10 protein-coding genes and 1 other annotated feature are annotated in these 14,539 nt (G+C 45.0%); of the genes, 6 read left to right on the forward strand and 4 right to left on the reverse strand.

The genetic code is table 11. From position 1 onward, the window contains the following. Positions 1-51: 51 nt before the first annotated feature. Positions 52-969, reverse strand: coding sequence for an arginase (gene rocF / locus AC58UU_RS00960; RefSeq protein ID WP_497312161.1), 918 nt, complete (start codon positions 967-969; stop codon positions 52-54). 347 nt (positions 970-1,316) lie between these two features. Further along, positions 1,317-1,575, forward strand: a binding site (T-box leader). An 80-nt stretch (positions 1,576-1,655) separates the two neighbouring features. Between rocF and ileS the strand changes: the two genes are divergently transcribed. Further along, positions 1,656-4,736 carry an isoleucine--tRNA ligase gene (ileS, locus tag AC58UU_RS00965; protein WP_497312163.1) on the forward strand — a complete coding sequence of 1,027 codons (3,081 nt, stop codon included), beginning with the start codon at positions 1,656-1,658 and terminating at the stop codon, positions 4,734-4,736. A 64-nt stretch (positions 4,737-4,800) separates the two neighbouring features. Here ileS and AC58UU_RS00970 read toward each other — a convergent pair whose 3' ends face one another. Both AC58UU_RS00970 and AC58UU_RS00975 read right to left on the reverse strand, forming a co-directional pair. Beyond that, complete coding sequence (locus AC58UU_RS00970; RefSeq protein ID WP_497312165.1) at positions 4,801-6,033, reverse strand: aminopeptidase; 1,233 nt, start codon at positions 6,031-6,033, stop codon at positions 4,801-4,803. 70 nt (positions 6,034-6,103) lie between these two features. Then, positions 6,104-6,877: a helix-turn-helix domain-containing protein gene (locus AC58UU_RS00975; protein WP_497312167.1), complete on the reverse strand. Its 774-nt coding sequence runs from the start codon at positions 6,875-6,877 to the stop codon at positions 6,104-6,106. Between the two features lie 168 nt (positions 6,878-7,045). Between AC58UU_RS00975 and AC58UU_RS00980 the strand changes: the two genes are divergently transcribed. From AC58UU_RS00980 to uxaC, 3 genes are all read left to right on the forward strand, one after another. Beyond that, a complete protein-coding gene (locus tag AC58UU_RS00980) occupies positions 7,046-7,855 on the forward strand; it encodes a phytanoyl-CoA dioxygenase family protein (RefSeq protein ID WP_497312169.1) in 810 nt (269 codons plus the stop codon). A gap of 208 nt (positions 7,856-8,063) precedes the next feature. Further along, on the forward strand, positions 8,064-8,996 hold the full coding sequence (locus AC58UU_RS00985) for a VanW family protein (protein WP_497312171.1): 933 nt from the start codon (positions 8,064-8,066) through the stop codon (positions 8,994-8,996). A 193-nt stretch (positions 8,997-9,189) separates the two neighbouring features. Then, on the forward strand, positions 9,190-10,590 hold the full coding sequence (uxaC, locus tag AC58UU_RS00990; protein WP_497312173.1) for a glucuronate isomerase: 1,401 nt from the start codon (positions 9,190-9,192) through the stop codon (positions 10,588-10,590). Between the two features lie 523 nt (positions 10,591-11,113). Here uxaC and AC58UU_RS00995 read toward each other — a convergent pair. Then, entirely contained in the window at positions 11,114-11,935 is an 822-nt protein-coding gene (locus AC58UU_RS00995) for a helix-turn-helix transcriptional regulator (protein WP_497312175.1), read from the reverse strand. A gap of 169 nt (positions 11,936-12,104) precedes the next feature. On the opposite strand from AC58UU_RS00995, the gene AC58UU_RS01000 reads away from it, so the two are divergent. Beyond that, on the forward strand, positions 12,105-13,391 hold the full coding sequence (locus AC58UU_RS01000) for a Gfo/Idh/MocA family protein (RefSeq protein ID WP_497312177.1): 1,287 nt from the start codon (positions 12,105-12,107) through the stop codon (positions 13,389-13,391). A gap of 23 nt (positions 13,392-13,414) precedes the next feature. Further along, positions 13,415-14,449: a dienelactone hydrolase family protein gene (locus AC58UU_RS01005; RefSeq protein WP_497312179.1), complete on the forward strand. Its 1,035-nt coding sequence runs from the start codon at positions 13,415-13,417 to the stop codon at positions 14,447-14,449. The last annotated feature ends 90 nt before the right edge of the window (positions 14,450-14,539 follow it).

The raw sequence follows: 14,539 nt of genomic DNA on the forward strand, positions 1-14,539 counted from the left end.
ACGGGTTTGTTGTTCATTCGACGTGTGGTGACCTAGCTAAATTGCTTCAATCTACAGAATCTGCTTGCCCAACAAGGAGCTAATTAAGCCAACAGCTAATTGGGATGTTTTGTTATTGTCGTCGAGAAGAGGATTCACCTCAACGAATTCGGCTGAGGTTACAATGCCTGCTTCATGCAGCATTTCTACGGCCAGATGAGCTTCGCGGTAATGAAGTCCACCTTTTACAATTGTGCCTGTTCCAGGTGCTTCAATCGGATCCAGAGAATCGACGTCAAAACTAAGATGCACTCCGTCTGTTTTACTGCTTATATAGTCAATGGCTTCTTGCATAATGTAAGCCATTCCTTTGCGATCTATATCATACATGGTATAGCATTTGATTCCCAAAGAGCGAATGAGTTTCTTCTCGCCCTCGTCGAGAGATCTTGCTGCAATCAGGACGATATTCTCCGCTTTCACTTTATCATGATTGCCCATAATGCTGGTCAATAAGGGATGCCCCATCCCTAGACTGACGGCCAATGACATCCCATGAATATTACCGGATGGACTTGTATCGGCTGAATTTAGGTCGGAATGAGCATCGATCCAAATGACACCCAAGTTTTGATAATGGCCGGATAATCCAGCTAATGTCCCGATAGCTATGCTATGATCGCCGCCAATGACGAGAGGAAAGCGTCCTTGTTCCACGACCTGAGAGACTTGCTTAGCCAGAAGTGTATTTACTAGGGTAACCTCAGCCAAATACTTGAGGTTGGTTTGATCAACTTCAGCTGCCAAGGGAGTCGCTTTATCGTCCGGCAGACGGATATCAGCAATATGATCGATTGTGATATCCATTTGCTGTAGACCTCGAATTAAACCTGCTTGTAAAATGGCTTTAGGTCCTTTACTTGCTCCGCGTCGACCTGCTCCAAGATCAAATGGCACGGTAATCGCAGCAATAGTCGGTTTGGTACTCATACGATCAGCTCCTCTGGTCTGGACTTTGTTACAAGAAACTCGTTGCTAATCTTTAAGAGGCATCCTTAAATCGCTTTCATTTGAGTGAACGCTTCGAATAAAGCTCGTTTGTAATTAGGTTATCATAACCTAGCTCATAATTGGAGATTTTAATTTGGTTCTTGTGGCAATTGCTGCCGCCTGTTGGGACGCATCATTTCGTGATCATCATACTCCAGTATATGACAATGGTACTACGCTCGGTGAAGGATCTGAAACTGGTTATAATGGATGTTGCAAAATGAAAGTGAACTTGACATTCAATGAAGTTGATGTAAAAATGAATTAACTGATTGTTTTTAATTAATGTAAATTCATTGACGAGAACGAGTACGCTAATCCCCTTGATTTCCAGAGAGTTGGCCTAGAGCTGAAAGCCAACATTCAAGACTTAGCCGAAAATCCCCTCTGAGAAGGAAAGCTGAAGGAATTTTAGTAAGCTGACCCGGGATCCCGCCGTTACAAGGGCCGCGTATGATAGTACGTAGAACGAGAGCTATAATGATCATATCCTTATGATCGTTATGGAACTAGGGTGGTATCGCGAGATGTAATCTCGTCCCTTACGGGACGGGATTTTTTTGTTTTTTTACCACAATTTTTCACGATAAGCCCCAATCATTTTATTAGAGGAGTGTGAATTACACATGAGAAAAATTGATGTGAAAGAAAAAGCGAGAATCCGCGAACTGCGTGTTCTTGAGCAATGGAGATTGAATGATACATTCCGCAAGTCGATCGAAAACCGCAAAGGCAAAGCGAACTTCGTCTTTTACGAAGGACCGCCGACGGCAAACGGATCACCCCATATCGGACACGTGCTTGGTCGTGTTGTGAAAGATTTCATCTGCCGTTATAAAACCATGTCTGGGTACCAAGTCATCCGCAAAGCTGGTTGGGATACGCATGGATTGCCCGTCGAGCTTGGCGTGCAGAAGCAGCTTGGTATCTCGGGAAAACAAGAGATTGAAAAATACGGTGTAGCCGAATTTGTTGAGAAATGCAAAAGCAGTGTATTTGAATATGAAAAGCAGTGGCGTGAACTGACTGAAGCAATCGCTTACTGGACGGATATGGATAACCCCTATGTTACGTTGGATAATGGCTATATCGAGAGCGTTTGGCATATTTTATCCGAAATCCATAACAAAGGACTCTTATACAAGGGGCACCGTGTAAGCCCTTATTGTCCTGATTGCCAAACAACGCTCAGTTCTCACGAAGTGGCGCAAGGCTATGAAGACGTAAAAGATTTAAGTGCCACTGTGAAATTCAAGAGTAAAAACGCGAGCGAAATCTTTCTGGCTTGGACGACGACCCCATGGACTCTGCCTGCAAACGTAGCATTGGCAGTAAATAAAGACATAGATTATGTCAAAGTGAAACAAAAAGGCGAAGTTTATATCGTTGCGAAAAATCTCGCGGAAAAAGTATTCAAACAAGACTACGAAGTTTTATCTGTGCATAAAGGATTGGAATTCGTCGGCAACGCCTACGAGCCTCCTTTCGGCTATATTAGCCCAACCAAAGGACATATCGTCGTAGACGCTGACTATGTTATGGATACGAGTGGTACGGGTATCGTCCATATAGCTCCTGCGCATGGTGAAGATGATTACCGAACAGCCCGCCGACACGAGCTAGATTTTGTGAATGTAGTGAACTTGGCTGGACGTTACAATGATCAGATCACTGACTTCGCAGGACGCTTCGTCAAGGATTGTGACGTCGATATCGTGAAACACTTGTCAGAACGCAGCCTGCTATTTTCCAAAGAGCGCTATGAGCATAGTTACCCGTTCTGCTGGCGTTGTAAATCCCCGCTGCTCTATTATGCGATGGAGAGCTGGTTTATCAAAACGACCGCAATTAAAGAGCAATTGATCGAAAACAACAGTAAAATTGACTGGTATCCTTCTCACATCCGCGAAGGGCGCTTCGGCAAGTTCCTTGAAGAGCTTGTCGATTGGAACATCAGCCGTAATCGTTATTGGGGTACCCCGCTTAACGTTTGGTTATGTGGGGATTGCGGAGTGGAATATGCACCGGGAAGTCACAAAGATTTGCGGGAAAAATCAGTAACGCCAATTAACGAAAGCTTGGAGTTGCATAAGCCCTACATTGATGAAGTGAAACTACGCTGCTCTTGTGGAGGCACCATGGAAAGAACCCCTGAGGTAATCGACGTCTGGTTCGATAGCGGTTCTATGCCTTTTGCGCAGTATCATCATCCATTCGGGGATGAGACGTTGTTTGGTGAGCAGTATCCCGCGGATATGATCTGCGAAGGGATTGACCAAACAAGGGGCTGGTTCTTCAGTCTACTTGCTGTTTCAACGTTGTATAACGGCAAATCGCCTTACAAAGCCGTTCTTTCTACCGGACATGTATTGGATGAGAACGGACAAAAAATGTCTAAAAGCAAAGGAAACGGCATCGATCCATGGGAAATCATAGATGAATTTGGTACGGATGCGTTTCGATGGGCCCTGCTGTCAGACAGCGCACCTTGGAACAGCAAACGTTTCTCTAAGCAAATTGTTGCCGAAGCGAAATCCAAAGTGGTCGATACGATCAATAACACACACGCTTTTTATGCGTTATATGCAACGATTGACCAGTATAAACACGAAGATCATCCAGTTCAAAAGCACGTGAACGAATTAGATCGCTGGATATTATCACGACTAAACAGCACACTACAAAATGTAGGTAAGGGCTTGGAAATTAACGACTTCCTAAACCCGGCGAAGCAAATCGAAATGTTTGTCGACGAGCTGAGTAACTGGTACATCCGCCGCTCTCGCGACCGTTTCTGGGGCAGTGAAATGACTGTTGATAAAGTGTCAGCGTATCAAACACTACGTGAAGTGCTGCTGACACTCTCGCGGATGATAGCACCATATGCGCCGCTCATTGCCGAGGACATTTACGGTAACCTCGGAGGAGAAGGCAGCGTTCATCTGGCTGATTATCCAAGAGTAATCCACTCAGCCATCGACATAACGCTCGAGAATGACATGGAAACCGCACGGCAGATCGTTGAGTTGGCTCGAAATATTCGGAATGATACAGGTATCAAGACACGCCAGCCTCTCTCTGAGTTGATCGTTTCGCTCGATAACAATTTCGACCTAAGTCGTTTTGAGGAAATCATTAAAGATGAAATAAACATAAAAGAAATCCGCGTAGAACAAAGTGATAGCGGTTTTGTTGACTTCAAAATGAAGCTGAATCTTAAGGTGGCTGGGAAAAAGTATGGCAAATTCGTTGGCCCCCTGCAAAACCACTTAAAGCAATTGTCTACTTCTGAAACCAAGCAAGCGGTCGATAACGGTTTTCTTGAAGTAACGATCGACGGAGAGGAACTCCATATCACACTTGATGAGATGCTTGTGGAAAAACAAGCCAAAGAAGGGTTTGCTTCGGCTTCAAGTAACCAGATCACGGTAGCCTTAAACACATCAATAACGGAAGAACTGGAGCAGGAAGGTCTTGTACGGGAAATCATACGTGCAATCCAGGATTATCGTAAAAAGCTGGAGTTGCCTATTGATAAACGAGTCGATCTTGTTCTTGATGTCAATTCGACGTTGAAAGAAGCGTTGGAACGTTTTAATCATGTTCTGCAAGAGAATGTACTGCTCTCCAGTGTAAGATTCGCTAAGGAAGAAAAAATGGAATCCATCTTGATAGGGGACAACAATCTTCGCCTGCTGATAGAATAACTAATAAAAGGGTAGCACCTAGAGACATGGTTATCATGGCTCTCGGTACTACCCTTTTTAATTCCTAGAATGCCCAATTCCCCTTGCGGAAAATGGGTTCAATCGTGCCGTCTGCATGTTCGCCGTCAATATCCATTTCGGCAGAGCCGATCATAAAGTCAACGTGAATCAGACTGTTGTTAAGGCCAGCTTTCTCTTGCTCTTCCTTGGACATCGAAGTTCCGCCCTCGATGCATGTAGGGAAGGCTCTGCCAAGGGCCAAGTGATTAGAGGCATTCTCATCATACAGAGTATTAAAGAAGATCAAATTGGAGTTCGAAATTGGTGATATGTGCGGCACGAGTGCGATTTCACCAAGGTAATGTGCTCCTTCATCCATTTCGATCATCGCCTGAAGCGACTCGAAGCCTTGTTCAGCCGTGTAGTCAACAACACGTCCGTTATCGAAGGTGATTGCGAAATTGTTGATCAAGTTACCTTGATAGCGCAGTGGTTTCGTGCTGCGCACTGTTCCCTGAGTACCCATTCGATGAGGAGAAATAAAGACTTCTTCCGTCGGGATATTCGGGTTGAAATCGAAGCCTCCCGTTCCGTTGGTGGCGGAACCGCCTCGCCATATATGATTAGCGGGCAGCTCAACCGTTAGTTCTGTGCCTGGGGCGCGGTAATATATCTTACGAAATTGCTTCTCGTTAAGCTGTTCTCTTTTGCTCCGAAGCGTCGCATTGTGATCGACCCAAGTCTGGATTGGATTTTCTTGATCTACGCGTGTTGCTTGGAAAATGGCATCCCATAGAGCGCTGATCGCGGCTTCCTCTTCCAAATCAGGAAACACTTTCTTCGCCCAAGCAGTGGATGGCGCGGCGATGATCGACCATGTCATATGATAAGAGGACATGCTTTCTCTCCATTTAACTAATTTCGCGCCTGCGGCTTTGGAATTTGCAGAAATGCGACCTGGGTCGATATCCTTCAGCAATTCAGGATCATCGGCATCGATCCATAAATAGGCTCCGTTATTATCGGCTAATTCATCTAGCGCTTGCGCTCTCCATGATGGATATTCATGAAACGCTTCATCAGGCGCGTAAGTATATTTGATTTGTGTGCAGATTTCATCCGACCATTCAATATGTACGTGTTTGGCTCCAGCTTGATAAGCTTTACGAGCAATGAGTCGAACGAATTCGGGGTGATGAATAGGTGCGTTAATCCAAAGCGTTTGGCCGGATTGAATATTCAATGCGACGCGGACGGTTAGCTCCGCATATTTATCAAGATTACTTTCAAAAGACATAGGAATCCTCCTCTTTTTTCTTAATCTTGCTAGCAGTTTATCCTGCCAAGAGTCAACTGTCAAATAAATTTTACCGTCGTTCTTTCATGAATGTACTTGGGTTCATGCCATACCATTTGCGGAATTGATTGGTGAAGTGATTATAGTTTTGAAAACCCACATCATAACAAACCTCCGAAGCGCTTCGTCCGGTATGTTCTAGCATCAGCACGGCTTGTTGTATGCGCATTCTATTAAGCATATCGATTATGGAATATCCTGTGCTGGCTTTGAAAAGATGGGACAGTCTCGAAGGGGAGAGCCCGACAGTCTGAGCCAAATCCTCAATCCGAATAGGTTGACGCATCTGTTGGGACAACAGGTGGAGAACCTCCTCGATTCGTGCATCAACTTTTGTGTTTGTTTTCTGAGCCATGATAAGGAGGATTTCCCGTAAAGAGCTGCTGCACAGTTCAAACCAATATTCACCGCGCTCTCTGGAATCCTCCATTATGCGAGTGAAAGCTTGATAGATGCGTTTGCGTATCGACTCACTTTCGATGGTAAGGATGAGCTGCTCTTCATCCGGCAGTAAATTGGTCTCTGTGAAAAGTGAAGGGAAATGTACCCAGACAAACTGCCAGGTATGGTCTTTTTTCGTACCGTAGTGCTGCGGTGTTCCTGGCTTCAGCAGGGTGAGGTCACCCGGCCTGCAGAATCGTTCATTCCCTGAATTGTTAAAGTAACCTTCACCTTCGAGCGTGAAAGTAAGAAGCCAATCGCTTCGTCCTCGGGGCCGCTTGGTTACATACGTATCTTGCTCTATAAAATGTCCGGCTAAAAAGGTAAAGTCATCGAATATCATGGTCCTGTGGCCCCTTTCGTCATCTGCAGCAATTTACTACAAGTATATCAGGAAATAGCAGGATTGTATGAGTAATTAGCACCATCCTTACTTCAATGTTTGTGGAGCTTTCGATATGATGATGTCATAAGGGAACACAATCCTAACTTACTCATGGAGGGGACTAACATGTCACGGACAATGCTTAAGCTTTCAAATGAACAAAAACTGCAATTCGAATCGGAAGGTTATTTAATTGTAAAAGGATTGTTTTCTGAACAAAATTTGAGCGAAATCGATGATACTTTTGAGGAAATAAGTCATCATACAGTACCAGGCTTATTTGAACCGGATTTACAGTCGGATGGATCTGATCCGTTAAAAAGATATCCGCGAGTCATGCATCCGCACCGCTTTAATGAGACGGCAAAGAAATATATGCTGCACCAGCCAGTTATGGATGTATTAGCAGATTTGTATGATGAAGAGGCGCTGGCCGCGCAAAGTATGTTTTATTACAAGCCGCCGGGCTCACGCGGCCAAGCACTTCATCAGGATAATTTCTATTTGCAGGTCGATCCTGGTAATTGCATAGCGGCATGGACGGCCATTGATGCAGCAGATGATGAGAATGGCGGCTTACTCGTTGTGCCCAAAACGAATACATTCGAAATTGCATGTCCGGATATCGCGGATGACAAAGAATCATTTACGACTCACTACGTGAAGCCGCCAAAAGATGAAAAAGCGATGCCTGTCATCATGCAGCGAGGCGACGTTCTCTTTTTTAATGGGAATCTCATCCATGGCTCTTATCGAAATAAAACAAAGGACAGATTCCGTCGAGCGTTCATTTGTCATTATGTAAACGAATCAGCAACCCATATTAGCAATCACTATCGACCATTGCATCGGCAGAATGGAACGACCGTTGATTTAGAGGTCAACCCTAATGGGGGACCGTGCGGTGAAGAATTCCAAGCGGTTTATCCTCACTAATCTTTCATCTAGCCATAAGGGATCGGTCTGACATCCATGGATGTTGGCTGGTCCTTTTTTAGTAGATAAGAAAGTATAAGTTTTATACTTTTGCTTCGCATCTACCTTGACAAACGCGCTCGTCCCAGGAGGACGACGGAGTCGTTTATCCTTACATAGTATGGAATCATTTCAATTGTTTACACTAGAGGAGGGGGTGATGGCGTTCATGAGTTATAGTTGGATACTGGGTTTGCTGCTTCTTGCGCAGCAAAGTGAAGTGCCATTTCGAATAACGAATGACAATATGGGTCATAGCATAGCAAATGTGCAGCGGGAATCGTACACGGTCAATCTTCTTGATATACCGATCGTTGATAAAGAACGATTAGATCGGCTTACGGACATGATCGATAAGAATATGTATCGCAAACCGATTAATGCAACCATTAATGATGAGGGAAGAATCGTGAAGGAGATTGCAGGCGTAAGGCTGAATCGTCAAGCTTTTGTTGAGCAATTTTATGAGCATTACTATCAAGAGGGTCCGATGAAATTTGAAGTGCCTCAGATATCTGTTTATCCCAAAGTAGACAGTGAGCTGCTAGCGAGTATTCGTGTGCATCCCATTGGTTATTACGTGACCTATTTTAATTCGAATAATAAACATCGTTATACGAACATCAAGCTTGCAGCCCAAGCGATTAATAATTATGTCGTTCAACCCAATGAAACGTTCTCCTTCAACCGTGTTGTTGGCGTTCGGACGCGAGGAAAGGGGTATATGCCGGCAAAGATCATTGTAAGGGGAGAATTCTCTGAAGGGATCGGCGGAGGCATTTGCCAAATTTCTTCTACTTTGTTTAACGCGGTGGATCGTGCTGGTCTCAAAATCGTTGAAAGATATTCGCACAGCAGATCTGTCCCCTATGTTCCGCCAGGTAGGGATGCTACTGTGAATTGGGGAGGTCCTGACTTCACTTTTAAAAACAACTACAATCAACCTATCTTGATAAGGGCTCAGGCTTTACCTGGCCGGGTCTACGTTAGTATTACTTCCTCTGATGTCATTAACTATAAGCCGCGGCATGTTCCGAGTGCATCCGATGATCTGCCTGAGGAAATACAAGAGGGAACAAATGTAGGTCAGCCTGCTCCGTAAATAGTAAGCTCCGTTCCAACGTAATTGTTGGTATATGGGGCTTTTTGTTTGTCGGAGGCTGAATTATGCCGGAGCTGAGGTCAATATATGCATATTTTACAAAATGAAAGCAAAAAATCACAAGATTTTCAGGTCACCTTTCGCTAGAATAGAGGGCAGATCATTCAGCTTGAGAAGGGTGGAATTTAGCTTTATGAAAACATTTTTAGATGAGAATTTTATGCTTACCAATGATACCGCGGTTCATCTATTCCACGAATTTGCCAAAGATCTGCCGATTATTGATTATCACTGCCATCTAAGTCCTAAGGAAATTTATGAAAATAAACAATTCAATAACATAACGGAAGCTTGGTTGTACGGCGACCATTATAAGTGGAGAATGATGCGTGCCAACGGTGTGGAGGAAGCGAAAGTTACGGGTGAAGCTAGCGATTACGATCGTTTCTTGGCATGGGCTGGAACGGTTCCTATGGCTATTGGCAACCCGTTGTACCATTGGTCTCATATGGAGCTTCGAACATATTTCGGTGTTCATGAGATTATTAACGAGCAGAACGCGCCTGTCATCTGGGAAAAAGTGAACGCCAAGCTGGCAGAGGGCGGTTCCCGCGCTAGAGATCTCATTACGAATTCCAAAGTAACCGTCATTTGCACAACGGACGATCCAGTGGATTCACTAGAATATCACATCAAAATTAAAGAGATCAAAGATTTTAATACGCAAGTCCTACCTTCGTACCGTCCTGACAAAGCGCTTGAAATCAATCGCGCCACATTCCTTCCATGGATCGGCCAATTGGAGCAATCCGCTGGCATCACGATCAGCTCCTACGATGACCTGCTGGCAGGATTAGAGAGCAGAGCGCAGTTTTTTGATTCAGTTGGTTGTAAGGTGTCTGACCATGCCTTGGATTATGTCCCTTACGCTGCAGCAACCAAAGAAGAAGTAGATCAGATTTTTAAAACGGCTTTGGCTGGTAATGCAGTCAGTTTGGAAGACGAGAAGAAATATAAAGCGTACACCTTGCTGTTCTTAGGGGGCGTGTACAAGAAGCTGGATTGGGCGATGCAGTACCATATTAATGCTTCCCGCAATAATAATGGACGAGCTTTCGCGAAACTTGGACCGGACACCGGATTCGACTCTGTTAATGATAGCCCAGTAGCTAGCGCCTTAACAGGTCTGTTATCCTCTCTGGCTGTTGCTGATTCACTGCCTAGAACGATTCTGTACTCCTTAAATGCACGTGACAATGAAATTCTCGCTTCCCTCATGGGCAGCTTCCAAGGCGATGGTATTCCTGGGAAAATTCAATTGGGATCCGCTTGGTGGTTCAATGATACCAAAGATGGTATGGTTTCGCAGATGAAATCGCTAGCGAATTTTGGACTGCTTGGCCGATTCGTAGGGATGTTGACAGATTCCAGAAGCTTCTTGTCCTACACAAGGCATGACTACTTCCGCAGAATTCTTTGTAATATGTTAGGCGAATGGGTCGAAGCGGGAGAATTCCCGAACGACGAACAGCTGCTGAAACAGCTGGTTCAAGGGATTTCCTATAATAATGCTAAGCAATATTTCGGTTTTTAAAATAGAGAACCTTCGTGCGGGTTGTTACCTGCTCGAAGGTTTTTTTCGACATGTTTTGGGTTTGGGCGCACCCGAATAAGCGCTTTTTCCGCGCTTATTCAGCGCGGACGCGCAGGATGGTCAGCTGAGAAGTCGATTTTCGGCTTCTCAGACGCAGTCGGCTCGGCGAGCTCTCACTGAAAGCGCGTTTTTCGCGCTTAATAGTTCGGGCGCAACCAATTAAGCGCATTTTCCGCGCTTATTCAGCGTAGACGCGGAGGATGGTCAGCTGAGAAGTCGATTTTCGGCTTCTCAGACGCAGTCAGCTCGGCGAGCTCTCACTGAAAGCGCGAAAAACGCGCTTAATAATTTGGTCGCACCTGAATAAGCGCTTTTTCCGCGCTTATTTGTTGTGGGGGAGACCATGTTGGCTGCAGAGAGGTATATAGCTGGGCGTGAGACTCGGAAACCGGTGAGTAGGTTTTTAAGCTCGGAAAACGAGCTTACCGCAGCGGTGAGAATGGGCTTAGGTACCTCAGCTCTTTTACAGACTATGGCGCATCAATTTGCGGCATTCCAGCGGCGTTTGTGAGGTCACTTGTTTGAATACGCGGCCGAAGTGAGCCACGCTATCGAAGCCGGATTGCTCAGCGATGTGGATGACTTTCAACTTCGTTTCACGCAGCAGCCGCTGAGCCTCTCGGATTCGAACATTGTTCAAGTATTCGATGAACGAAAAGCCGGTCGTTTCTTTGAAAGAACGGCAAAAGTAGCTCGGACTGATATAAAAGCTTTCGGAGATCGAAGCTAGCGTCAAACGGTTTCTATACTGTTCGTTGATATAAGCGACGATTTCGAATATTTTGGGATTGTGTGCTTGCTGGTGTTCCTGAGCAGAGCTTATCTTATCTGTGAGACGCGAGCAGAAGATGAGTAATTGCGTGAGCAGGGCTCTGCTATTTAGCTGCCAGCCGCCAAGAGCTTGCTGCTGCTCGCGCAATAAGCTGAATAAAAGGTTCTCAATAAGGGTGCGATTCGTACCTGTTAGGGAAAAGATATGCTGCTTTTGCTGGAAAGGAACGAGTAAATGTGTTGAGGCGTCTTCACCAATAGAGCGTATCCAACTATCATCAAAGCTAAGTAGAATGCGCTCATGATGCTGGACATCCGCATTTCGAGTTTTATGAAGCTCGTTTTTATCGATAAAGACGAGGTCGCCCTCTTGAATCAGATAGGAACGGTCCTGTATAAAATAGTAGCGTTTCCCGCTGAGTAAATAATAAATTTCATAGTGATCATGGAAATGATTCACCGTCATCGAGTAGGGGCGCTCTCTGCGCAGTCTTTCAATTTCGTAGAGTACCAAAGTGGACACCTCTTCGTTCGGTCTTTTATGCTCAATTATATAGCAATATATGCAAGGAATAAAATCATTAAGTAAGATTTGATTAGAAACACAACAAATATTGTATTATTCTTAAGATAAGACATTAGAATATTAGGAAATATCCATACTCGAGAGGGGCTCAATCTGTATGAAAAAAAAACGTTATGCATTGGTCGGTACCGGAGGAAGAGCTGAATTTTTCTATGGCGCTATAGTGAAGGATTTTCAAGAAACGTCAGAACTAGTAGCGATTTGCGATATCAATCAAACGAGAATGGATTTTACGAATGGCTTACTTGCCAAAAAATATGAATATCATACTGTTCCCACGTATAAAGCAGATCAGTTCGAGGAAATGATTCGTAGAGAAAATCCTGATTATGTCATTGTCACTTCGGTTGATCGCACGCACCATACGTATATCATTAAAGCGATGGAGCTTGGCTGTGATGTCATTTCGGAGAAGCCAATGACTGTGGATGAAGAGAAATGTCAGGAGATTCTGGATGCCATTAAACGCACGGGGCGTCAGCTTCGAGTGACCTTTAATTACCGTTACGCTCCGCATAATACGAAAATTCGTGAGTTAATTATGGATGGAACGATTGGCGATGTCCATTCCGTGCATTTTGAGTGGCTGCTGAATACAGAGCATGGTGCAGATTATTTCCGTAGATGGCACCGGGATAAGCGCAATGGCGGAGGTCTACTTGTACACAAATCTACGCATCATTTTGATCTAGTGAACTTCTGGTTGGGGACGCGTCCTGAGACGGTTTTTGCGATGGGCGGCTTGATGTTCTATGGCAGGGAAAATGCCGAGAAGCGCGGCGTGACCAACTTTTATCAACGTGCGACAGGGAATGAAAACGCGAAGGATGATCCATTTGCACTTCATTTAGATAAAAATAAAAACCTCAAGGGTCTATATTTAGATGCGGAACACGAAGATGGCTACCAACGAGATCAGAGCGTTTTCGGCGATGGAATTAGTATTGAAGATACAATGGGAGTTATGGTCCGCTATAAGAACAAAGCCATTCTCACCTACTCGCTTAATGCTTATATGCCTTGGGAAGGCTTTAGTGTACAAATCAATGGCAGCAAGGGTCGTATTGAAATGAAAGTTGTTGAGAAATCATACGTAAATTCCGGCGGTCTTAAAGAGGATGAAGGTGCATTGAAGGAAAAGACGATCAGGGTATTTCCGATGTTCGCGGCTCCTTATAAAGTAGAAATTGAAGAAGGTGTTGGTGGTCACGGCGGCGGCGATCCTGTTCTCCTGAAAGACATTTTTGATAAGCCATCCGATGATCGCTTTGAGCGAGCTGCTTCTCATGTTGATGGGGCGATGTCGATTTTGACCGGTATTGCCGGGAATATTTCCATGCGTACGGGGCAACCGGTTGCGGTGGATAAGCTTGTTACTTTTTAAAAGATAGATGGAGGTGGGGCTGCTTGTGGAATCCAGATTCAATCATGGAAAATCTCTATCACTCCTACGAGAATAAACGTCTGCAGCAGAAACGGGCCGAGAACGTCGAACAGACCAAGATTAGGTTGAAGCGGCGCCTGGTCAAGTCTCTAGAGATAGCTTTGGAAGAACAAGAAGAACAAGATGAGCTTCGTCCTGTTCTACTGGAGCGCACTGAGCTCGAAGATCATTTTCGAGAGCGTATTGAATTCGGTACGGTTTGGGGATTTCGAGTTCCGGCCTTTGTGCTTTTGCCTAAAGGAGTGACCAAACGGACGGCATCAGTGCTGGCTCTACACGGACATGGTTACGGTAGTCGGCAGATTGTTGGACTCCATCCGAACGGAACTGAAAACACAGGAAAGCTGGATCTTCACGGCAATTATGCTTTGGAATTAGTGAGACGCGGCTTCATAGTGGTCGTACCTGAGATCATCGGATTTGGAGATCGAAGACTGGCTGCGGATCAGAAGGATGGGCAAGTCGGAAATTCATCCTGTCAAACACTTGCTTCACATCTGCTTTTATATGGCATATCGTTGGCAGGATTGCGTGTGCATGAAGCGCGGCGGGCGCTCGATTATGTGTTGTCACGCGAGGATGTGGATCCAGCAAGAGTGGGGTGCTTCGGTTTCTCCGGTGGCGGGCTTATCGCCGCATATACCGCAGCGATAGATGAACGAATCAAAGCCACTGTACTCTGCGCCTTTGTGAATACATTCAAAGGAAGCATTATGCAGATCCGCCACTGCATCGACAATTACTTGCCAGGTGTTTTGGAATATTCGGAGCTCCCCGAATTACTCGGGTTACTTGCTCCTCGTCCGCTGTTCATTGAATCTGGCCAGCAGGATCCTATTTTTCCGATAGAAACAGTGGAAGTGGCGATTCAGTATTTGCGGCAGGTGTACGCTGAAGCGGGTGCAGCTGAAAAGTTGGGGGTTCATCTCTTTGAAGGTGTTCATGAAGTGAATGGGAGTCAGGCCTACCCTTGGCTGATTGAGGCTTTAGAATCTTAATAGTATTGAAAAAGAAGAGCTGCGGCTCTTCTTTTTGCTGTATTTGTCTAACATGCGCGATCATTTATTCCGTTCCGCTTTCTTTATATC

This window comes from Paenibacillus sp. JT22N1 (assembly GCF_059692155.1).